General features: G+C 69.4%; 23 protein-coding genes. 9 read left to right on the forward strand and 14 right to left on the reverse strand.

All coding sequences use genetic code 11. The features are described from left to right. Positions 1-57 precede the first annotated feature (57 nt). Entirely contained in the window at positions 58-2,466 is a 2,409-nt protein-coding gene (locus tag VB738_RS13505; RefSeq protein ID WP_323306230.1) for a Hint domain-containing protein, read from the forward strand. A 288-nt stretch (positions 2,467-2,754) separates the two neighbouring features. Here the strand turns inward: VB738_RS13505 and VB738_RS13510 are convergent, their stop codons facing one another. Continuing rightward, the gene (locus VB738_RS13510) at positions 2,755-3,147 is read right to left on the reverse strand and encodes a type II toxin-antitoxin system VapC family toxin (RefSeq protein ID WP_323306231.1); all 393 of its coding nucleotides are present in this window, start codon (positions 3,145-3,147) and stop codon (positions 2,755-2,757) included. Next, positions 3,144-3,407: a type II toxin-antitoxin system prevent-host-death family antitoxin gene (locus VB738_RS13515; RefSeq protein ID WP_323306232.1), complete on the reverse strand. Its 264-nt coding sequence runs from the start codon at positions 3,405-3,407 to the stop codon at positions 3,144-3,146. The genes VB738_RS13510 and VB738_RS13515 overlap by 4 nt, the downstream gene beginning before the upstream one ends. Before the next feature lie 252 nt (positions 3,408-3,659). Here VB738_RS13515 and VB738_RS13520 point away from each other — a divergent pair, with 252 nt between their 5' ends. The 3 genes from VB738_RS13520 (at position 3,660) to VB738_RS13530 (ending at position 5,018) form a co-directional block, all read left to right on the forward strand. Next, positions 3,660-4,043 (forward strand): hypothetical protein, encoded by a 384-nt coding sequence (locus VB738_RS13520; protein WP_323306233.1) that lies wholly within the window; start codon positions 3,660-3,662, stop codon positions 4,041-4,043. Positions 4,044-4,350: 307 nt separating this feature from the next. After that, positions 4,351-4,623: a type II toxin-antitoxin system VapB family antitoxin gene (locus tag VB738_RS13525; RefSeq protein ID WP_323306234.1), complete on the forward strand. Its 273-nt coding sequence runs from the start codon at positions 4,351-4,353 to the stop codon at positions 4,621-4,623. Next, on the forward strand, positions 4,617-5,018 hold the full coding sequence (locus VB738_RS13530; protein WP_323306235.1) for a type II toxin-antitoxin system VapC family toxin: 402 nt from the start codon (positions 4,617-4,619) through the stop codon (positions 5,016-5,018). Before VB738_RS13525 ends, VB738_RS13530 begins: the two co-directional genes overlap by 7 nt. A gap of 261 nt (positions 5,019-5,279) precedes the next feature. Here the strand turns inward: VB738_RS13530 and VB738_RS13535 are convergent, their stop codons facing one another. From VB738_RS13535 to VB738_RS13585, 11 genes are all read right to left on the reverse strand, one after another. After that, entirely contained in the window at positions 5,280-5,690 is a 411-nt protein-coding gene (locus tag VB738_RS13535; protein WP_323306236.1) for a type II toxin-antitoxin system VapC family toxin, read from the reverse strand. Further along, the gene (locus tag VB738_RS13540) at positions 5,687-5,974 is read right to left on the reverse strand and encodes a prevent-host-death protein (RefSeq protein WP_106222388.1); all 288 of its coding nucleotides are present in this window, start codon (positions 5,972-5,974) and stop codon (positions 5,687-5,689) included. Before VB738_RS13540 ends, VB738_RS13535 begins: the two co-directional genes overlap by 4 nt. Positions 5,975-6,096: 122 nt before the next feature. Continuing rightward, on the reverse strand, positions 6,097-6,441 hold the full coding sequence (locus VB738_RS13545) for a type II toxin-antitoxin system PemK/MazF family toxin (RefSeq protein ID WP_323306237.1): 345 nt from the start codon (positions 6,439-6,441) through the stop codon (positions 6,097-6,099). Next, the gene (locus VB738_RS13550) at positions 6,438-6,671 is read right to left on the reverse strand and encodes an AbrB/MazE/SpoVT family DNA-binding domain-containing protein (RefSeq protein ID WP_323306238.1); all 234 of its coding nucleotides are present in this window, start codon (positions 6,669-6,671) and stop codon (positions 6,438-6,440) included. The genes VB738_RS13545 and VB738_RS13550 overlap by 4 nt, the downstream gene beginning before the upstream one ends. Positions 6,672-6,908: 237 nt before the next feature. Further along, positions 6,909-8,249 carry a DUF6880 family protein gene (locus VB738_RS13555; RefSeq protein ID WP_323306239.1) on the reverse strand — a complete coding sequence of 447 codons (1,341 nt, stop codon included), beginning with the start codon at positions 8,247-8,249 and terminating at the stop codon, positions 6,909-6,911. An 8-nt stretch (positions 8,250-8,257) separates the two neighbouring features. Beyond that, positions 8,258-8,635: a type II toxin-antitoxin system VapC family toxin gene (locus VB738_RS13560; protein WP_323306240.1), complete on the reverse strand. Its 378-nt coding sequence runs from the start codon at positions 8,633-8,635 to the stop codon at positions 8,258-8,260. Then, the gene (locus VB738_RS13565) at positions 8,620-8,841 is read right to left on the reverse strand and encodes a CopG family transcriptional regulator (RefSeq protein ID WP_323306241.1); all 222 of its coding nucleotides are present in this window, start codon (positions 8,839-8,841) and stop codon (positions 8,620-8,622) included. Before VB738_RS13565 ends, VB738_RS13560 begins: the two co-directional genes overlap by 16 nt. Before the next feature lie 134 nt (positions 8,842-8,975). Further along, positions 8,976-9,395: a type II toxin-antitoxin system VapC family toxin gene (locus tag VB738_RS13570; RefSeq protein ID WP_323306242.1), complete on the reverse strand. Its 420-nt coding sequence runs from the start codon at positions 9,393-9,395 to the stop codon at positions 8,976-8,978. Beyond that, the gene (locus VB738_RS13575) at positions 9,392-9,634 is read right to left on the reverse strand and encodes an AbrB/MazE/SpoVT family DNA-binding domain-containing protein (RefSeq protein WP_323306243.1); all 243 of its coding nucleotides are present in this window, start codon (positions 9,632-9,634) and stop codon (positions 9,392-9,394) included. The genes VB738_RS13570 and VB738_RS13575 overlap by 4 nt, the downstream gene beginning before the upstream one ends. Positions 9,635-9,685: 51 nt before the next feature. Then, positions 9,686-10,000, reverse strand: a complete 315-nt coding sequence (locus VB738_RS13580) for a hypothetical protein (RefSeq protein WP_323306244.1) — start codon at positions 9,998-10,000, stop codon at positions 9,686-9,688. Beyond that, positions 9,997-11,700, reverse strand: coding sequence for a hypothetical protein (locus VB738_RS13585; RefSeq protein ID WP_323306245.1), 1,704 nt, complete (start codon positions 11,698-11,700; stop codon positions 9,997-9,999). Before VB738_RS13585 ends, VB738_RS13580 begins: the two co-directional genes overlap by 4 nt. A 40-nt stretch (positions 11,701-11,740) precedes the next feature. Between VB738_RS13585 and VB738_RS13590 the strand changes: the two genes are divergently transcribed. The 5 genes from VB738_RS13590 to VB738_RS13610 are packed head-to-tail and all read left to right on the forward strand — an operon-like array spanning position 11,741 to position 20,220. Beyond that, positions 11,741-14,653 carry a glycosyltransferase gene (locus tag VB738_RS13590; RefSeq protein ID WP_323306246.1) on the forward strand — a complete coding sequence of 971 codons (2,913 nt, stop codon included), beginning with the start codon at positions 11,741-11,743 and terminating at the stop codon, positions 14,651-14,653. Beyond that, positions 14,650-15,480, forward strand: coding sequence for a peptidylprolyl isomerase (locus VB738_RS13595; protein ID WP_323306247.1), 831 nt, complete (start codon positions 14,650-14,652; stop codon positions 15,478-15,480). Before VB738_RS13590 ends, VB738_RS13595 begins: the two co-directional genes overlap by 4 nt. Beyond that, the gene (locus VB738_RS13600) at positions 15,477-18,428 is read left to right on the forward strand and encodes an ABC transporter transmembrane domain-containing protein (RefSeq protein WP_323306248.1); all 2,952 of its coding nucleotides are present in this window, start codon (positions 15,477-15,479) and stop codon (positions 18,426-18,428) included. Before VB738_RS13595 ends, VB738_RS13600 begins: the two co-directional genes overlap by 4 nt. After that, a complete protein-coding gene (locus VB738_RS13605; protein WP_323306249.1) occupies positions 18,428-19,948 on the forward strand; it encodes an HlyD family efflux transporter periplasmic adaptor subunit in 1,521 nt (506 codons plus the stop codon). The genes VB738_RS13600 and VB738_RS13605 overlap by 1 nt, the downstream gene beginning before the upstream one ends. Then, positions 19,945-20,220, forward strand: a complete 276-nt coding sequence (locus VB738_RS13610; RefSeq protein WP_323306250.1) for a hypothetical protein — start codon at positions 19,945-19,947, stop codon at positions 20,218-20,220. Before VB738_RS13605 ends, VB738_RS13610 begins: the two co-directional genes overlap by 4 nt. Positions 20,221-20,224: 4 nt before the next feature. Here VB738_RS13610 and VB738_RS13615 read toward each other — a convergent pair whose 3' ends face one another. Continuing rightward, entirely contained in the window at positions 20,225-21,349 is a 1,125-nt protein-coding gene (locus tag VB738_RS13615; RefSeq protein WP_323306251.1) for a hypothetical protein, read from the reverse strand. Between the last annotated feature and the right edge of the window lie 5 nt (positions 21,350-21,354).

The raw sequence follows: 21,354 nt of genomic DNA on the forward strand, positions 1-21,354 counted from the left end.
CCTGCGTTGGTCTGGTGGCGTTTCGATCACCTCCCCAGTCCAATCCTCCCCATTCCCATGGCTCAAGTCCTCCTTGCTGGCAGCCTCGAGCCATCCGATGCCCCGACCCTCGCCAGTGCCCTCAGCCAGGTGGAGGAAAGCCTGAGGGTGTGGGCCAGCAGCGCTGAGCTGTTCCAGAGCCTGCTGCAACAGGTGTTTGGCGTTGGTGCCGGGGTCGCTGCCGATGCCCTGCGGAGCGAGCTGCTGGCCGGCGGGCTTGGCCTCCAGCTGGAACGGCTCGACAGCACCACCCTGGCGGGCAGGCGCGGGGCCTACACCAGCGACGGCGCGGACGGCGGCGAACGGATCTACATCAACGACGCCTGGCTCAACACCGCCACAACCCAGGAGATCACGGCCGTTCTCATCGAGGAAATCGGCCATGCCCTGGATCAACGCCTCCATGGATTGCAGGACACCCCCGGCGATGAAGGCGCCCTGTTCGCCGCCCTGCTGCTCCAGCAGCCCCTCAGCGAGCAGCAACGCCTCTCCATCCAGACCGAAGATGACCACGGCACCCTGCAGATCAACGGCCAAACCGTCCTGGTGGAGGCGGCGGAGGCCATCGGCACAGGATTGAGCCCCAACCCCAACGCTGGCGTGATTGATATTGGCCCCGGTGAATTCCAGGAAAACAATGAAGATTTCACCAATGAAGGCACGATCAATAATTCCGGCACCCTCGAGAACTACGGCACACTGTTCAACAACGGGCCATCCTTCTCCAGCATCGCCATCGTTCTGAATGAAGGCCTCATCGCCAACTCCGGCACGATCACCAATACAAGTTATGGCGAGATCGTCAACCGTGGAACCTTCCTGAATCGATCAGAATCCTTCCTCACCAACGATGGTGGCTTCATCAATAATTCTGGCACGATCGATAATAGCGGCACGCTGCTGAACAACGGATTCTCCTTCCTCTTCAATGGGGGCTTGCTTGAAAATGACAAGTCGATCGTGAACGACGGCTCGCTGGAGAATGCCAACCAACTCAATAACAACAATGGTGGCGATATTGTCAATAACAATTTCCTGCGCAACAATGGAGCACTGAATAATGATGGCCTTCTTGAACACATTGATGGAATCTTCGACAACAATGGTCAGATATCAAACAATGGCACGTTCAACAATTCCGCCTTTCTTGACAATAGCACCTTTGGAGAGATTTTGAATAATGGCAACATATTCAATCAAGGGTTCATCCAAAACATTGGCATCACTCGCAACGACAGTTATTTCTATAACGGTGATGCTTTTGTCAACTTCGGCTATCTCAGCTCCCTTGGCCAGTTTCGGAACCTGGGCACGCTCGATAACAATGCCTCAGTAACAATCGAAGGCTTCTTTGATAACCTAGGAACACTCTTCAACATCGGCACCTTTGAAAATAACGGTCAATTCTTTAATGATGGACCCTTTTTAACAGACTCCACCAGCATTCTGATGGGAAGGGGCGATTTCTACGGAGACTTCAACATTGAATCTGGCGAGTTCCGAGCCAATCGAGGTGCCAGGATTTTTGATAACTTTCAAGTCAGTGGTTCGGGTGTTTTCCGAATCGAAGACTACAGCACTTCCGATTCAATTCTCACACTCTTCGGCTCCGGCTCCATCGACCTGGAGTTTGCCACCATCGATTATGGCTCCATCGACTCGCTCACCTTTGGCTCCTATGTGCTGATCGATGCAGAGAATGCCGGTTCCATCTTCATTGATCTGGACCAACAAAACATCCTGTTGGATGCGCTGGAATCATCCGGCCGTGAATACAATCTCTTCAAATTCCAAGATGAAGACCTGGTCCTGGAGGTGACCTGCCTGCTCGCCGGCACGCTGATCGCCACGCCATCCGGAGAGCAGCCGATCGAAACCCTCCAGCCCGGCGATTGGGTGCAGACGGTCAACGGCCCCCGCGCCGTTCGCTTCCTCTCCCGCACCAGCCACAACCCCGTGATTCTGTGGAATCTCGACGAGTTGCCGATTCGCATCAACGCCGGCGCCCTCGGCGGCGGTAGTCCCCGGAGGGATCTCTATGTGAGCAGCGATCACGGCATCCTGATCGAAGGCCATCTGGTCCAGGCCTCAGCCCTGGTGAATGACCGCACCATCTGCCGCACCACCCCCGAGGACTGGTCTCCCCACCGGCCGATCACCTACTACAAACTTGAGTTCCAGGAGCACGAGCTGATCACCGCCGAGGGGCTGTTGGTGGAATCCTTCGTTGACAACCAGGCCCGGGGGGCCTGGGACAACCACCAGCACTACCTGGCCCTCTACGGCGAAGAGCTGCCGATCCGGGAGATGCCCTTGCCCCGCATCAAATACGCCCGCCAACTCAGCGGCATGCTGCGCAGCCATCTTCAGCAACTCCTGGCGCCGGCGACTGTGGCCCTGGAAACTCCATCCCTGTCACGCAGCTGACGTTGTTGAGGAAGACTGGGGGCTGATCGACCAGGCCGGTGCTTGACCCTTTCGCCGCCAGGGTGTAGCCCACAGCCCCCAACGCCCCACAAGCGATGATCCTTCCCGGTGGTCCCCGCTACACCTGGCTCTGGGCGCTGGTGATCGGTCTCTCCGTGTTTCGCGGCGCCAGCCCCCTCTGGCTGCCACAAGGGTCGCCGCTGCATCCATCCCTGTGCCGCCTGATGCCGGGGTTGCCGGCCTGTGGGCGTTGGGGCGGGCGCTGGGAGGGCTGGGCTGATGGCGCGGCTACCAGAGCAGGTGGCAGGGAAAGTCCTTGAGGGCTGGATCGATACTCACCAGGGTGAGGGCTTCCAGCTCGGCCTGGGCGGCCAGCAAGCGGTCAAAGGGATCACGATGGGCCAGGCCATAGCTGCCCGCCCGCAGACCATGGCGCAGCTCGATCGCCAGCAGCTCGAACCCCTGGGCGGCCAACACGGTGGGCAGCTCTTCCAGCAGGGAAGCGGCGGCGGGAAGCTTGCCCAGGCGCACCATGGTGGCGATCTCCCAGCCGGAAGCCGCACTCACCAGCACCCGCGCCCTGGAATCGACGATGGCGGCATGGGCTGCCGGCGAGAGGCGATCGGGTTCAGCCAGCCACCAGAGCAGGGCGTGGGTGTCGAGCAGCACACCAGCGCTCACAGGAGAGGTTTCTCCAGGTCAGAAAGCTCCTCCTCTGGCAGCGGCTCGAGCAGCACCTCCGGCGGAGGCAGGGTGACCACCCCGCTCAAGACGCCGGGCCTGCGGCTGGGTATGGGCGGCTCCAGGGGAACCAGCCTCGCCCAGGGCCGCCCGCCTTTGGCGACCACGATGGTTTCACCAGCGTGGGCGGCGTCGATCAGCCGCGAGAAGTGGGTTTTGGCCTCGTGCACGTTCACGATCCGCGGGACAGGAGCACCCATGGCGATACGGAGCAGGGGCCGTCAGTGGAACGTTAGTCCACTGGCGGACCAACAGCTGCTGGCGGTGACCTGCGGCATCAGGGTTTTCCGAGCCATGACCAGCACCTCACCCCCCCTCATCCACCCGAGCGATCGCTTTGTCGTGGCCAGGCATCGGGGCATGGCGGACAGCGCCAGCTGCCGGGCCTTGCAGCGCCACGGCTCTACCAACCTGCTCACGGCAGGGCGCGAGGCGTTGGATCTGGAAGATCCATGGGCTGTGCGGACCTGGTTCGAGGCGCAGCAACCGGAGGTGGTGCTGCTGGCGGCGCCGAGCTCTCCTGGGCCTTTGGCCGGAGCCGCGACGCCCTGGCCCAGCTGCAGGAGCTGCATCGCCATCTGCGGAGCCACCGGCAGATCCGCGCCGCCGAACAGCTGCGCCAGCAGGTGGGCCGCTTCTGGCCGTCCATCGCGCCGCCCGTGGTGCGAACCCTCCACCATGTGGCCTGCAGCGGCGGCACCCTGATCAGCCGCTACCTGGCGGCCCTGCCGGACGTGGTGCTGCTCAGCGAGCTGAACCCCGCCAACCGGTACGGGGCTGATGCCGGGGTTGCCGGCCTGTGGGCGTTGAGGCTGGCGGCGGCAAAGCCTTGGTGAGCAAGGCGCTGCCTGCAAGACGCCATTGGTGTCCTACCGCCGTGGGTGGTGGGGCCTGGCCCGGCCCATGGCCCCCTGGCGGTGACTCCCCCGCAGCGCCGGGTCGCCAGCAACGTGCACGGCTCCAAGCAGAGGGCTGAAGGCGATCTGACCCTGTCCTCCCCAGCCCAGATCCCAGACCTGTACAGCCTGTACAGAACGCAGGATCCGTCCACCGAACACACCAGCACCCACAACCGCGCCTGGGGCAGAGAAGAAAGCCCAGGGGGCGTCTACACTGAAAGGTGGTCGTCTACACGCTGGCCTGATGGCGCTGAACATCCGCAACCCAGAGGCCGATCGCCTGGCTGGGGAGGTGGCCGCCCTCTCGGGGGAAAACAAAACGGATGCCGTCATCCACGCCCTGCAGGAACGGCTGCAACGCCTCAGACAACAGCAGCGTGAGGCCGCTGGGCGCCCGAGCCTGGCCGATCGCCTCGATGAGATCGCCCTGCGTAGTGCAGCGCGACCACGGAAGGACACCCGCACGCCCGAGGAAATCCTCGGCTACGACGCCATCGGACTGCCGGGCGGATGGTGATCGATTCGTCAGCCATCCTTGCGATTCTGCAGAACGAACCGGAACGTCGTTCCTTCAACGAGGCCATCCAATCCGCCAAGTTCCGACGGATGTCCGCAGCTTCCTTGCTCGAACTCTCCATCGTTCTCGAGGCCCGCTTTGGCGCCGATGGCCAGGGAGATCTGGATTTGTTTGTGGCCGCCGCAGAGATCGAAGTGGTCAGTTTCGACCGCGACCAGGCGGAACTTGCGCGCCTGGCCTTTCGTCGTTTCGGCAAGGGACGCCATCGAGCCGGGTTGAATCTGGGCGACTGTTTCTCCTACGCCCTGGCCAAATCCCTCGCTGCACCCCTTCTTTTCAAGGGCGATGACTTCATCCACACCGATCTGGCACCGGCGATGGAAGCGGGTCGCTGAAGGGTGAGAGCGCGGCCGCCCTCAGGGACCACACCCAGCGGGCATCCCGCCCCAGCTCTCTCGCGAAGCGTGACCCGACGCCATCAGGGTGTCGTGTTCCTCTGGTGTGAGCACGAGCGCGTCGCAGCTGAACGGCAGCAGCTCCAGTGGCCAGCGGAGATCGAGGTCGCTGCCTGCTCCTGCTGGCATGTCCCGCCTCGGCACTGACCATGGCCTGGTCCAGATCCGCGGACGCCTGATGCAGCCAGTCAGCGGATCGGCTCAGGACACCACCACCAACCGCAGCCCCGGCACCTGCCGAAACGACGCATCGCCGGTGATCATCACCGCTTCATCACCCAGCTGCAGGCAACAGGCGGCCTGCAGCGCATCCGGCGTGCGCAGGCTGTGTTGCCCGCGCAGTTCGGTGGCCAGCTCCACCACGGCCGCCGTGAGCTCGACCCAGATCAGATCCGTACGGCAGAAAAAGGCATCAAAGATGGCCAGGGTGGCTGGATCACGGCGACGCAGTGGGCCGACACGACATTCCAACCAGCTCAGGCGGCTGACGGCCGTTCCCATGCCTGGGTCGCTGGCGACCAGCTCGGCCAGCGCCTGCTTGACGCCATGAACCCACGGCTCGCGGCCCTCCAGCACGTAGATCAGGGCACTGGCATCAAAAAAGGCGATCACCAGTCGCGTTCCTCCTCCAGCGCCGCATCGATCTCCTCCTTGGTGCGGCCCTCCGCGGCCGTGGGGCAGCTGATCAGCCACTCCAACGCCGAAACCTCAGGCGGCGGGGCCAGGGCCGCTCGCTGACACAGCAGCTGGTACTGGCGTTCACTGAGCACAACCCCGGCCGTGCGGTTCCGCTTCATCAGATGCACCGGGCCCCTTTGCAGGGCCTCTTCGATGGCGGCGATGCCGCGCCGCTTCAGCTCACTGGAGCTGAGGTGACTGCCGTTCACCCGATCCATCTCACGCCAGGGCCATCGCTTGCCCCACACCCTAGCCGCAATTCAGTACTGAAGACAGTACTGAAACCTGCGTGGCTGGATCCATCCGCCGAACCACCACCACAAGGCGGCCTTGGCAGCGTTCAGGACGCGGTGGGCAGGAGCTTGCCCAATTGGGCCTCCACCCCGGCGCGATCGGCGGCGGCCAAAGCACCCAGCCCCCCTGACACCAGCCGCTCGTCGAGGGTGAACAGCTTGAAGCGCACCAGGCAGGGCTGGGGCAGTCCTGCGGCCTCCAGATCCTCCAGAGGCCAATCGAGGGGCCACGCGGATGGCCGCGCCGATGTGATCATCGCCAGCAGCAGATGGCCGCAGCCACGCTGGAAGTCGCTCTGGGAGAGCACCAACGCCGGCCGCAGCTTCTGGGCCTGCCGATCCGTGAAGGGGAACGGCACGCGCACCACCGCGTACCTCTCGAAGGGGCTCATAGATCGCGGAACGCCTCCTCATCCTCCGGGCTGCTCCACTCGCCCAGGCTGCTCTCCAGCCCCTGCAGATAGACCAGATCCAACGGCGCCACAGCCCGCACGCGCACCGAGCCGTCCTCCAACTCCCAGCTGAGCTGATCGCCTTGCCGCAAACCCAGGGCCTCACGCACCGCCTTCGGCACCGTGACCTGCCCCTTGGCGGTGAGTGTGGCGATCTCCTTCGCTGGCATCGCTGGCCAACCAATCACTGGACGTCACCCTAGACCGGAAGCCTCCTTGTCGTAAGGCGTCCTTACGGGTTTGCGGCAAAGCTGCTGGCTGACGCTGATCCATCCCCGGGGCTTCAAGGCCATCGGGTCCTGTCCGCCCGGCCGGATCCCAGACCTGTACAGCCTGTACAGAATGCCGGATCCATCTGCCGACTCCACCCCACCGAACGCATCCCCACCAACCGCAACCCTGAGCTTTTACGACTCCACCAGCCTCCAGAAGCCCCAGCGCCCCCCGAAGCCCTCCTGCAGCCGCCCCACGAAGGCGGCATGGTCGGGGTGGCCCTGCCAGTCGTCGATGCGGTCGGCCAGCCGGTCGCAGTGGCGCAGGTGTTCGGCGGCATGGCGGTAGCGGCTGGAGCGCCCCATCGCCAGCGCCCCCCACACCATCGGCCGCAGCAGCAGCGTGGCCGCCAGCGGGTGGTCGGCGCTGAGCCGCTCGGCGGCGGCGCTGTGGATCGCGTAGGCCTCCCCGTCCCACGCCGTGGCCTGGTCCAGCACCAGGCGGGCGGCCCGGGGGAGCGCCCCCCACCCCACCAGAAACTCCAGCGCCAGCAGCCGATTCGGGTGCTGCTCGGCCACCCGCAGGGCCCCCTCTTCCGCCTCCCCATCCTCGAAGGCGGCGAGGCGCCCCAGGAATGCGCGCAGGTGGGGGATCGAAAGCGTGCGGCAGAACCACTGCCAGCGCATCTCCTGGGCCTCGGCCGGTCGGTCCAGGGCCTCCAGGGCGGCCATGCGGCGCTCCTGCCAGGCGCCATCGAGCCGGCCGGGGAGCTCCGGCTCGGCGCCATCGAGGATCTCCAGGGCCTCGGCGGCCCGGCCGTTGGCCAGCAGCACCCGGGCCACGTCGGCGGCGATGGGGCGCCGGCGCAGGTCCGCGGCGCTGAACTGGCCCCGGTAGCCCTCCCCATCCCCCCGGACCTCGGCGATCTGCAGCAGCAGCCGGCTGCCGTCGCGGGCGCCGCCATCGCGGCAGCAGCCCTCCAGCCGCTGCAGGCCAGCGTCACCCAGGGCCTCCTGCAGGGCGGGCACCAGCCCATCGAACTGGCCATGGTCGTTCTCCAGCAGCAGCTCGGCGGCGTGCTCCGCCAGGGCCTCCGGCGCCAGCCGGGCCGCCAGCGCCAGCGGTCCGAGCTGGCCGGCCGCCCGCTCGAACACGCCGATCACCGCACCGGTGCTGTCGGAGCAGCGCCCCAGCACCCCGCCGGAAATCTCCAGAAACCGAAGCAGCAACTCGCAGGCCCCCCGGGGGTCCTCGGCCGCGATCGGCCCGGTGATCGCCCCCAGCTGGGCCTCCAGATCGCTGCGCAGCGCCGGGCGCCGGGCCGAGCTCACGAACGTCCGGGCCCGATCGATCGCCGCCAGCCGTTTGCGCACCTCCTGGGCGGCGTCCCCGGCCCCCTCCGCCGCCGCCAGCGCCAGCCGCAGCCGCCGCTGGATCACCGCCTGGCCACTGGACACCTCCATCAGGAGCTCCGCCAGCGCCGCGGCCCCCAGGGCCTCCAGGTTGCGGGCGTTGAGGCTGCGCTTGCTGGCCACGGCGACCTTCAGAGGCTGTAGGGGACCAGCACGCCCGCCAACGCCTCGGGAAAATCCCGGCTGTTGCGCGTGGCCAGCCGCAACTGATGGCAACGGGCGGTGGCCAGGATGATGGCGTCCGGCACCTTCAGCCCCAGGGCGCGGCGGCAGTCCGCCGCTTCCCGGGCCACGGCGCCATCGAGCGGCAGACAGTGGAAGCCCCGCAACCACACCTCCACCGCCTCGCTTTCACCCGGACCGCAACCCACCAGCACCTCGATCCAGGTGATCACGCTGATGGAACAGCGGGGCTGGGCCTGGATCCACTGCAAGGCAACATCCTTGCCCAGCAATACATCAATGAGGATGTTGGAGTCGAGCAGCAGCCCCATCAGCGCGGGTCCCACTCCTGCCGCATCCGCCGCTGCAAGGCCACCCCATCGAGGTCCCGGTCGCTCCAGAGCCCGAACACCTCCCCGTGGCGTGGCCGCTCCCGCTCCAGCCAGAGGGTCAGAGCCTCCCGCAGCGCCTGGGCCCGGGAAATGCCCCGCTGGGAACAGAGGGCATCCAGCTGATCGCGCTCGCCCTCGGGCAGATCCACGATGGTCCGCATGACATGACCGTCATCAGATGACGTCATCATAAGCGCCGTTGACGCTGGCCCTGTACAGGCTGTACACAACGCTGCAGCCTGCCAACCAGCCCCCTCCGCCGCCCGCGACCGCGGACAGTCGGTGTGCGCCATCCCTACGTCAGCGCCTCTGGAGGCGCCGTCACCCTGGGCGAGAGCCCCAGATCCACCACCAGGCTGGCAAAGGAACGATCGAAACTGACCATGGCACCACAGCCCTCACTGCGCGCCAGGTGCATGGCATCGGCGAAGTCCATGCCTTGCCGATGCCAGTCCAGGGCGCATCGCACCAGTTCCTCCTGCTCCACATGCACCTGGCGGATGGCCATCAAGCCTTCGACCGCCTGGATCACGGCCTCCCGCGGCAGCCGATAGGCGCCTCGCAGCACCCACTCCAGCTCCAGCACCACCGTGATCGGAACAAAACAGCCGACACTCGCATCAATGAGGTCAGCCGCACGACGGGCCTGCTCCGCATCGTCATTGGTGAGCAGCCTCACCAGGACATTCGTGTCGAGAGCGACTGGCAGGCTCATCGGGTGGCATACAGGGCAGGATCCATCTCCTGCAGCGACAGGGCTGGTCCGCGGTAGCCAAGGCAGCCGATGAGCGCATGGGCCGAAGTTTCTGCGCTGGTGGCCAATGGCTTGAGGCGCAGCCCATCCGGTTCCAGGCTCAGGGCCAACCGATCCCCTGTCCGCAGCCCCAGCAGCTGACGCAAACGGGCCGGGATCACCAGTTGCCCCTTGGAGGACAACGTCAGCAGGGCATCCATGGCGACCTCCGGCGCGAAGCCTTACCAGAGTAAGCCAGACTCACTGCCCTCTCACAGCCCATCGGCCAGGCCCTCCAGCGCCGCCGCCGCCCCCTCGGCGCCCGCCAGCGCCAGGGCCTCCACCAGGCTCAGCAGGGTCGCCTGGCGCTGGCTCAGGGCCACCGCCTCCTTCGACGCCCCCAGCGCCTCGGCGTGGGCGAAGGCCAGCCCCACCTGCTGCTGCTGCTGCCGCTCCTGGGCCGAGGGCTCGATCAGCTGGCTGAGGGCCACCCCGTAGCGCAGCCAGGCCGCCGGCTCGTGGCTCTCCAGCGGGTGGGCCGCGATCACGGCCCGCCAGTCCGTCGGCCTGGGATCCGGCTGGCTCATCGGCCCGGCTCCGCCACCGCTTCAGCCCCCAGCCACGCCGCCAGGGGGGAGGCCAGCGCCACCGCCAGCACCCCATAGCGGCTGCCGATGGCCTGGACCAAAGGCAGCCGGTAGGCCCCGCCCCCGACCAGCAGCACCGTGAACGGCCGCTCCCGATGCAGCGCCTCCACCGCCGCCACCAGGGCCTCCAGGCTGTGCTCGAAGCCGGCCGCGGGCCGCTGCGGGTGGCAGCTCTGGGGCACCGCCAGGCAGCGCAGGCCGAAGGCCGCCCCGGCGAACAGCCGGCCGGCCCGGTGCGCCTCCTGCAGCGCCGCGACCGCTTCGGGCCCCTCGCCCACCAGCACCACCTCCCCACCGCCGAGCCGCTCCAACAGGGCGGTGCCGCCGGGCGGCTGCCGCCGCTGGCTCGCCTGCCCCCAGGGTTGCCACAGCTTCAGGGTGGCCCCGTCGCCGCTCCACACCTGGGCCTGCAGCAGGGCCTGCAGCGCCGGCCGGGCCCACTGCCGCAGGCTCTCCAGCGGCGCGTGGGTGGTGGCATAGAAGCCGGCCTCCCGCTCGAAGCGCCGAAGCAGCTCCAGGCTGTCCGGCGGTTCGGGGCCCTCCACGGCGGCCGCGCCCCAGAAGTCGCTGTCGTGGTGGCGGCGGCGCAGTTCGGCCAGGGCCTCCTCCAGGGGCTCGGCCGGCCCTTCGGCGCGCTGCAGCAGCTGCAGCTCCAGCGGATCCAGCTCCACCACCAGGGTGCCCGGGCGCCACGCCACCGCCGGCAGGGCCGCCGCCGGCGCCGGGCCGGGCCGTTCCTCGTCCTCCTCCAGCCATTCCGCCTCCAGCACCTCCAGGCCCTCGGAGCCCTCGGTGGCCCGGCGGCCGTTGCCGACGCGGCCCTGCTGCAGCAGCTCCAGGCTGAAGCGGGCCCGCAGCAGTGCCGCCTCGAAGGCCCCCCGCTGCTCCGCCACCACCGGCAACCGCCCCACCCGCGCCACCAGCAGCTCCAGCTCAGGCTCCGCCAGAGCCCCGGCGGGCGGCAGGGCTTCGATCAGCCGCTCCAGGGAGGCGCGCCAGGCCAGATCCACCCACGCCGGCACCGGATCGAGCAACTGGGCCAGGCGCAGGAACAGATCCAGGCAGGGCCCCGCGGCGTCGGCGTCCGTCCGGAGCCGCTGCTGCCAGGCCAGGGCCCCGTGCTGCACCAGCTGCTGCTCCAGCACCGGCAGCCAGTCGGGCACCGCCCACGGCTGGGCCGCCGTCGGCTCGAGAATCCCCGCCATCCGCAGGCAGAGCTCGGCATCACCGGCCCGCTCGGGAAGGCTGAAGTCGACCGGCTTCCCGTTGCGGGGCACCAACCGCCCGTGCACCTGGCCCGCCAGCTGCCCCAGCAGCTCGCCGTAGCGCTGCCACAGCACCGCCGCCACCGCCGGCCGCGCCGCCGCCAGCTCGATCACGTGGCCCAGCAGATCCTCGTGGGCGGCCAGGGCCCGCTCCAGATGGCCCTGCTCCAGCGCCTCGCGCAGGGCCGCCGCACTCGCGTCGGTCAGCTCCGCCAGCAGGGGGTCATCCCCGCCATCCCCCCCGACCCGCAGCGAAGCGATCAGCTGGTGGTACGCCGGGTAGGGCAGGGCCAGCTCCCGCAGCCGCCACAGCGGCACCCAGACGCCAGGCTCGCCGCTCCCGCCGCCCGCGGTGTCGATGGCGGAACGAGACAAAGCGGGACGGGGGCAATAAGGTTTCGCCATCGATTCCAGCATGGCTGCGATGCTCGCCGAGCCGCCCGGCACCCTGGAAGGCAGCGGAGCCTCCCTCGCTGAGTGGCGTCGCCCCGGCCTGGTGGGCCGGCTCGAAGGCTGGAGTCCGGAGGGCGGCCTGGGCGGCTGGGCCTGCCCCTGGCCCCTGCAGGCCGACGCCCCCCCCCTGCGCCTGCAGCTGCTGATCGACGACCTGCTCGTTCCCGGCCAGCGCCGGCTGATCGCCGAACTGACCGCCGCCCAGGCCCGGCCCGATCTGCAGCCCCTGGGCCTCGCCCAGCCCTGCGGCTTCCGCTTCTGGTGGGGGCCCGCCCAGCCCCTGCCCCCCTATGGCCAGGGGCTGGTGCTGCGCGTGCTGGCCGCCGAGGGCGGCGTCGAGCTGGCCGGCAGTCCGATGCGCCTCGATGCGGCCACCTATGCCCAGATCGACCAGCAGCGCCAGCACGGTCCGGTGCGCGACGGCGCCTTCACCCGCCTGGAGGCCCCCCTGCTGCACGGCTGGGGCCGGGGACCCGAGCCCCTGGTGCTGCGCCTCGACGGCGCCAGCACCCTGCCGATCACGCCCCCCGACCCCCTGCCGGAGGGGCCCTGGCCCTTCCAGCAGCTGCTCCCCACCGCCCTCAGCGACGGCGCCATCCATCACCTGCAGCTGGAGACCGCCGCCGGCCAGGTGCTGGATCAGCGCTTCGAGCTGCTGCCCTTCCACCTCACCCCCTGGGCGGCCCTGCAGCAGCACGCCCGCCCCCCCTTCCCCGACGAGTTCGCCCCCCTGGCCCGCGAGCGCTACCGCAGCCTGCGCATCTGGCTCGCCTGGGCCGATGCCCACGGCACCCCCCTGCCCCCTGACCTGCCCCTGCTGCAGCGCCTGCTCGAACACCCCCTGCCCAGCGGCGCCTCCGACCAGGAGCCCGGCCCCGACGGCGGCGCCGTGCCGCGCCAGCCCCTGCACCTGCCGATCGCCGCCGATCCGCTGGTGTCGATCGTGATCCCGGTCCACAACCAGTACGGCGTCACCCGCCGCTGCCTGGCGGCGATCGCCTACGCCCCCACCCGCGTCCCCTTCGAGGTGCTGGTGGTCGACGACGGCTCGACGGACGGCACCGCCGACGCCCTGGCCGCCGAGGCCCCCGGGGTGCGCGTCATCCACCACGACTTCGCCCGCGGCTTCAACCAGGCCTGCTGCAGCGGCGCCGCCGCCGCCCGCGCCCCCGTCCTGGTGCTGCTCAACAACGACACCGAACCCTGCGCCGCCTGGCTGGAGGAGTTGCTCGATCCCTTCGAGCGCTGGGACGACACCGGCCTGGTGGGGGCCCAGCTGCTCTACCCCGACGGCAGCCTGCAGGAAGCGGGCGGCATCGTCTGGGGCAACGGCGAACCCTGGAACTACGGCCGGGGCGGCAACCCCCACGACCCCCGCGTCGCCTACGCCCGCCAGGTGGATTACGTCAGCGCCGCCGCCCTCGCCATCCGCCGCGAGCTCTGGAACGCGCTCGGGGGCTTCAGCCCCGAGTTCTCGCCCGCCTACTACGAGGACACCGACCTGGCCTTCAAGGTGCGCCAGGCCGGCCACAGCGTGCGCTACGCCCCCCTGGCGCGGGTGATCCACCACGAAGGCCTCAGCTGCGGCACCGACACCGGCGCCGACACCGGCCTCAAGCGCTTCCAGGCCGTCAACGGCCCCGTCTTCCAGCAGAAATGGTCCGGGGCCTTCCAGGGCAGCCTTGAACCCAGCCACGCCAGCGCCGAAACCATCAAGGACCGCGGCATCCTCGGCCGCGCCCTGTTCCTCGACCAGGAGACCCCCCGGCCCGATCGCGATGCCGGCAGCCACGCCGCCCTGGTGGAGATCGAGCTGCTCCAGGCCCTGGGCTGGAAGGTGACCCTGCTGCCCCTCAACCTCGCCTGGCTGGCCAACTACAGCCAGGAGCTCCAGCGCCGCGGCGTCGAGGTCCTCCATGCCCCCTTCGTCCTGTCCCTTGAGCAGGTCCTGGCCGAACGGGGCGCCAGCTTCGATCTGATCTATCTCACCCGCTACACCGTGGCCGCCGCGGCCCTGCCCCTGATCCAGCGCCACGCCCCCCAGGCCCGCCTGCTCTTCTGCAACGCCGACCTGCACCACCTGCGCCAGCTGCGCGCCGCCCGCGCCGAGGGCCTCGACGGCGACGCGGCCCGCCGTGCCCTCGACGCGGTGGAGGAGGTGAAGCGCCAGGAGCTGGCGGTGATGCGCCAGGTGGATCTCACCTTCAGCTATTCCGACGTGGAGCGGGCGGTGATCGAGGCCGAGACCCTCGGCGAGGCCGCCACCGCCCCCTGCCCCTGGGTGGTGCACGGCCCGGAGACCCCCGCCCCCCTCGAGGGCCGCAGCGGCCTGGCCTTCCTGGGCAGCTACGGCCACCCCCCCAACCGCGACGCCGTCGAGGCCTTCCTGCAGCAGGTGTGGCCCGCCCTGCTGCAGCAGCGGCCCGAACTGCGCCTCCATCTGTATGGCAGCGGCCTCGATGCCACCCTCGCCGCCCGCTGGGGCGCCGAAGCCGGCGTCATCGTCGAGGGCTGGGTGGCCGATCCCGCCACCGTGTACAACCGCCACCGGCTGTTCGTGGCGCCGCTGCGCTCCGGCGCCGGCCTCAAGGGCAAGGTGGTGGCCGCCGCCGCCCACGGCATCCCCCAGGTGCTCAGCCCCCTGGCCGCCGAAGCCACCGGCCTGCGCCACGGCCAGGAGGTGCTGATCGCCCGCAGCCCCGACGACTGGTGCCGGGCCGTGCTCCAGCTCGATGGCGACGACGACGCCTGGCGCGCCATGGGTGCCGCCGCCTTCGCCTACGCCCGCGCCACCTGGAGCCGTGACAACGGCCTGGCCCTGATGGCCGACGCCCTCGACCGCCTCCAGTTGCCCCACCGGAGGTGCGCCCCATGACCACCCCCCGCGACACCCTGCCCGAACCCCTCGCCGGCCTGCCGGAGCCGGCGGTGGTGGAGCTCCCCCCCGGCCGCCCCTGGCTGGCCCTCTCTGAGCTCAACCGCCTCATCCGCCAGCAGGGCCAGGCCCATCCCCTGGCCCGCGCCTGGGTGCTCGACCAGCTCGTCCACGCCATCCCCCTGCCCGTGGGGGAGGAGAAGGCCCTGATGGCCGCCTTCCTGCAGCGCCGCGGCATCACCGACGACGAGCACGTGCCCGGCTGGCTGCAGGAGCGCGGCCTGGTCTTCGACGACCTGCGCATCCTCGCCACCCAGAAGCGGCGCCTGCAGCGCCTGGTGCGCTGCCGCTGGGACAACGAGGTGGAGGTGCGCTTCCTGCAGCGCAAGCCCGAGCTCGACCAGGTGGTCTATTCCCTGCTGCGCGTCGACAGCGAGGGCCTCGCCGCCGAGCTCCATCACCAGATCGCCGAAGGGGAAGCCGACTTCGCCGATCTCGCCCCGCTCCACTCCGAAGGCCCCGAGCGCCACTGCCGCGGCCAGATCGGCCCCCTGCCCCTCGCCACCGGCCACGACAGCCTGGTCAGCCGCCTGCGGCGGGGCCGCCCGGGCCAGCTGTTCGAACCCTTCCAGGCGGGCGACAGCTGGGTGGTGCTGAGGCTCGAACAGTTCCTGCCGGCCGAGTTGAACGACGCCACCAGGGAGCGCATGATGGGCGAACTCTTCGAGGAATGGCTCGAGCAGCGGGTGCGGCTCCTCCTCGAAGGTCAGCCGCTGCCGCCCCTCGACGCGATGCTCGCCCTGCTGCAGGAGGACGACAGCCCATGACCTCCTCCCCCGGAGCCATCAGCGGCCTGCTCAACGACTTCGCGCCCTTCGACCGGCTCCCCCCCGCCCGTCGCGACGCGATCGACCCCCTGCTGGAGCCCCTGCGCTTCCGCATCGGCCAGACCGTCCTGCGCCCCGACGTGCTGCCCGAGGGGGTGCTGCTGCTCTGCAGCGGCCAGCTGCGCAGCCTCGGCCCCAGCCCCAGCGGCCGGGGCCTGCGCACGATCGAGCGCCTCGGCCCCGGCTCCATGGCCGGCTGGGCCGGCCTGCTGCGCCGCGATCCCTGCGAACATCTGCGCGCCACCACCGAGGTGGAGGCCCTGCTGCTCCCCGCCGCCGCCTTCCGCGATCTCCTGGCCGGCCATCCCGACGTCGCCGCCTGGTTCGCCAACCAGCCCAGCGCCGCCGAGCTCCACACCCTGTTGCTGGCCCTCGCCAAGCGGGATCCCCTCGGTGAGGCCCTGCTCGACGACTGGCCCCTGCCCCCCGAGCAGGTGCGCCTGCGCAGCCGGCCCCCCGGTGCCCCCGCCGAGCTGGGCCTGCCCCCCGGCTTCCGCTGGTACGCCAGCAGCGGCCTGCCCCTGGCCGAACCCTGGTCGGAGCGTCCCCTGGCGCCCGCCGGTCCCGAAGCCCCCTGGCTGCGGCTGGTGGGCCTGGCGATCCCGCGCGAGGCGGAGGCCCCGATCACCCTCGGCGCCGAACCCCTCGCCCCCACCGTGCTGGCCGAGGAGGCCGGCGGCAGCTACACGCCTGCCATCGAGCCCCCGCCCCGCCGGGCCGGCGACCGCGCCGGCGAGCTCGCCCTGGCCCGCGCCAGCGGCCCCCGGGCCGTGCCCATCGCCCTCTGCCAGGCCCTGGCCGACTTCTTCGGCCTGCCCCTCAACCGCGATGCCCTGGCCGATCAGGTGGACGCGATCCTGCAGCGCCAGGACCGGCTCAACCTGGTCAACATCGGCCAGATCATGGACACCCTCGGCCTGCGGGTGGTGCTCTCCCGCGTGCCCGCCAGCCGCCTGGCCCGTGTTCCAGCCCCGGCCCTGCTGTACCAGAACGGCCACTTCGGCCTGCTCGACGGTGTCGAGCCCGATGGCCGCGCCCGCCTGCTGGAGGCCGAGCTCGGCGCCCTGCTGGTGCCCGCCGAGGAGCTCATCACCCACGACGGCGGCCTGGTGGAGCTGCTGCTGTTCGACCGCAAACCCGATGCCAAGCAGCAGCGCTTCACCTGGAGCTGGTATGTCCCCTTCCTGCGTCAGCACCGCCGCGAACTGATCGAGGTGATGGTGGCCTCGGTGGTGATCAACGCCCTGCGGGTGGTCTTCCCCCTCGGCCTGATGGTGCTGATCCAGAGCGTGGTGGCCAGCCGCAACCTCGGCGCCCTGGTGAGCATCGCCAGCGTGATGCTGCTGGCCACCCTGGTGGAGAGCATCTTCAAGACCCTGCGCAGCTTCCTGTTCACCGATCTGGCCAACCGCGTCGACCAGGACGCCAAGGCCACGATCCTCGACCAGATGGTGCGCCTGCCCCAGGGCTTCTTCGATGCCCGCCCCGTGGGCCAGATCACCTTCTACTTCTCCCAGCTCGATCGCCTGCGCGACTTCCTGCTCGGCCAGACCCTGCCCACGCTGATCGACTTCGCCTTCAGCCTCATCTACCTGGCCATCCTCTTCGCCATCAGCCCCCTGCTCACCCTGGTGGTCCTGGCCACCCTGCCCCTGATCGCCGCCGTGGGCCTGGTCAGCAATCCCCTGGTGCGCAGCCAGATCCAACGCACCATGGGCCAGGCCGTGCGCGCCTCCAGCTTCCTCACCGAAGCCATCACCGGCATCCAGACGATCAAATCCCAGAACGCCGAACTCAAGACCCGCTGGGAGTTCCAGAACCGCTACGCCGCCTACATCGGCGAGGACTTCAAGCTCAAGGTCACCCGCGAATCGATCGCCAACCTTTCCACCTTCCTCAGCAACATGGGGCAGCTGGTGGTGATCGCCGTGGCCGTCTGGCTGATCATCAAGGGGCAGCTCAGCATCGGCGCCCTGTTCGGCTTCAACATTCTTTCCGGCTACATCCGCCAGCCCCTGGTGCAGCTGGTGGCCACCTGGCAGGACTTCCAGTTCAACACCCAGGCCCTGCGCATGGTGGCCGATGTGGTCGACCGCGACACCGAGCAGACCACCGAGCAGTCCACCAACATCCCCCTGCCCCCCCTCCAGGGCCGGGTGCAGTTCGTGGATGTGGGCTTCCGCTTCCGCGACCAGGGGCCCCTGGTGCTCGACGGCGTCGATCTGGAGGTCCCCGCCGGCTCCTTCGTGGGGCTGGTGGGCGGCTCCGGCAGCGGCAAGTCCACCCTGCTGAAGCTCCTCTCCCGCTTCTACGCCCCCCTGCGGGGCAGCGTCCTGATCGACGGCCTCGACATCGGCAAGGTGGAGCTCTATTCCCTGCGCCGCCAGATCGGGGTGGTGCCCCAGGATTCGCTGCTCTTCGACGGCACCATCCGCGAGAACCTGCTGATGGTGAAGCCCGATGCCACCGCCGCCGAGATGATCCGCGCCGCCCGCATCGCCTGCGCCCACGACTTCATCATGCAGATGCCCCAGGGCTACAACTCCAGCGTCGGCGAGCGGGGTGCCGGCCTCTCCGGTGGCCAGCGCCAGCGCCTCGCCCTGGCCCGCGCCGTGCTCCAGAACCCCCGCATGCTGATCCTCGACGAAGCCACCAGCGCCCTGGACGCCAGCACCGAGCGCCAGGTGTGCATCAACCTGTTCGAGGCCTTCCGGGGCCGCACCGTCTTCTTCATCACCCACCGCCTCTCCACCATCCAGCCCGCCGACCTGATCGTGCTGATGGACCGGGGCGCCGTGATGGAGCAGGGCAGCCACCGCCAGCTGATGCAGCAGCGCGGCTGGTACTACGCCCTCTACCGCAGCCAGAACCAGGAGGGACTCAGCTGATGGCCACCCCGCCCCGCGCCTCCGATCCCGCCTCCCGCCTCGTCGCCCTGCTCGACGGCTGTGTCAGCTGGCTGCGCTCCCCCCGGGCCAGCCGCCGTCACCCAGTGATTCCGGTGCGCGTCGATCTGGTGGGCCAGGGCTCCCTTCCCGCCGGAGCGCCGGCAGCCGACCCCACAGGCCCCACAGACCCCACAGACCCCGCCCCGGCCAGCCACCCCTTCGGCAGCGGCCTGGCCACCACCGGCTCGGACGCGGCCCAGGAGTGGTCGTTCCGCGAAACCGTGGTGCTGCGCAAGAGCCGCCGCAGCTCCAGCCTGCTGCTCTGGGCCGGGGTGGGGGGGGTGGCCGCCCTCGGCCTCTGGAGTGTCACCGCACCGATCTCCGAAACCGTGGCGGTGCCCGGCAAGCTCGAGCCCACCAGCACCGTCAAGGACGTGGCCTCCCCCGTCCCCGGTGTGGTGGAGGAGGTGCTGGTGAAGGAGGGCCAGTCGGTGAAGCGGGGCCAGCCCCTGATCCGTTTCGACCTGCGCGAACCCCGCAGCAAGCTGGCCGCCGCCGAGAGCATCCGCGAGCGGCTGCTCAACGAGAACCGCATCGCCAAGGCCACCCTCGGCGAGGAGGCCGCCACCGCCGGCCTCACCGCCAACCAGCGCAGCCAGCTGCGTGATCGCGCCCGCGAGCTCAACAGCCGCCTGGAGGCCGCCCGCGAGGAACTGGCCAAGAGCACCACCCGCCTGGCCGGCTACCGCGATTCCCTGCGCATCTACAGCGACATCGAACGCCGCTACCAGTCCCTGGTGCGCGATGGCGCCGTCAGCGAGGTGCAGCTGCTCGAGGCCCGCAACCGCATGCAGGACCTCCAGACCAATGTGGCCGAGGAGGAGCGCGAGATCGCCCGGCTGCGCTCCCAGCTGGTCAACACCGGCTCCGGCACCGACGTGGAACTGCGCACCGCGATCGAAGCCAACCTGCGTCAGATCAGTGACCTCGATGCCCAGATCCGCCAGGCCCGCCTCCAGATCCAGTACGGCGTGCTCACGGCTCCCGCCGATGGCCTCGTCTTCGACGTCGACGTCAGCGCCGGCAGCGTGGTGGGCGCCGCCGCCTCCACCCCCGTGCTGAAGGTGGTCCCCCAGGATTCCCTGCGGGCCAAGGTCTACCTGCCCAACAAGGCCATCGGCTTCGTGCAGGTGGGCCAGAGCGCCGAACTCTCGCTCGAAACCTTCCCCGCCAGCAGCTTCGGCTACGTGCCGGCGACGGTGGAACGGATCGGCTCCGATGCCCTCACCCCCGAGGAGCAGGCCCAGGTGCTCGGCACCCAGGCCGAGGGCCTCCATTTCCCGGTGATCCTCAAGTTGGGCCGCCAGAGCCTCCCCCTGCCCGACAAGGACAGCGTGCCGCTTCAGGCCGGCATGGCCCTCACCGCCGACATCAACCTGCGCGAGCGACGCGTCATCAGCCTGCTCACCGGTCTGTTCGAGGACCAGCGCCGCAATCTCCAGCGCCTGCGATTCAATTGAGCACCCGGCCCCAGGGCGACTGGTGGCGCTTCGTGCCGCCCGAACAGCGCCGGCGCCGACGCTTCAAGGCCTGGCGCCTGCGCGTCAGGGAGCGCCTGCGCCAGCGCTGGGTGGGCCTGGCCCTGGCCTTCCTCGCCTACGGCCTGGTGCTGCTCTGGCTGGTGCTCCACCTGCCCCCGGTGGTGAGCCTGCTCGCCCTGGCTCCGATGATCCTGCTGCCCCTGCTGGGCTACCTCACCTACTGGCTGCTGTGGAAGGAGTTCCACGAGTGAGGACTCAGCTCTTCACATACAGGCTGGGCAGCGCCCCCAGCAGCCACTGCGGCATGAACTGCTCCCCACCCGCGAAGCCGATCTTGCCGGGCGGGTAGAAGGGCAGGGACGCCAGCACCGCCTGGGCGGCCCTGGGTCGGGTCATGTTGCGCACGTACTGGGCCAGCTGGGCCCGCAGCTGCCGGTCCTCCTCCGTCAGGTGGGTGCCGGCGTAGCCACTGCGCAGGAACTTGCGATAAAGATCGCCGAAGGTGCTCTCGAACAGGGACTGCAACTGGTCGTCGGGGGTGTCCAGCCAGATCTGGCCCAGCTGGCGCCGGTAGCCGCCCAGCTCCTGGCGGATGGCCCCATCGTCGGGGTCGATCTCGAACAGGTTGACCAGGCCGTTGAGGCGGGTGAGGAACTCCTCGCTGGCGGTGAGCTGCAGGGCCTGGGCGCCGGTGAAGCCGGAGAGCTGGGGCAGGGGCAGCCGCTCCGGCTCCACGCCCACCGATCCCGTCGCCGGCCCCGCCGTCGACCCCGCCGCGGGTGCCAGGGCGCGGCGCTCCAGGGGGCTGGGCTGGCGCAGGCGCGGCAGCAGTTCCGGCTCAAACAGGCTGGCGTAGTCCTCCAGCAACCAGGCCGGCAGATTCTGTTCGCAGTTGCGCACTTTCATCTTGCCGCGACGGAAATAGGGCATCACCGCCAGCAGAACGTTGGCCATTTCCGGCCGATCGAAGCCGCTCTGGAGCCGCTCGGAGAGATGGTCCCTCCAGCTCTCTTCATCGCGCAGCAGCGGCTGGGAGGCCAACGCGCCGCTGATCATCTGGCGGTAGCTCTGACCCACCGCCGAGCCATAGAGAAGCTCCAGCGCATCGATCGGCGCACTCAACCAGAATTTCGACAGGCACTGGCGTGCCAGCCTGGCCTCCGCCAGCCGGGTGGGGGTGGCTTCGTGGGCGAAATCGGCGAAGATCGTGCCCAGCCGTGCCGCCGACCAGGGCGTGATTTCGGGCCGGCGATCCATCTCCATCGGGATGGTGCCTGGATCGCTCACCAGCGTATCCAGCAGACCACTATCTTTCTGCAGCTTTCGTTCACCCCAGCTCACCGTATCCCGGCGTCCGAACAGACGGCTCCAGAGCGACATGACGC

The organism is Cyanobium gracile UHCC 0139 (assembly GCF_034931325.1).
Taxonomy (GTDB): Bacteria; Cyanobacteriota; Cyanobacteriia; order PCC-6307; family Cyanobiaceae; genus Cyanobium; species Cyanobium gracile_B.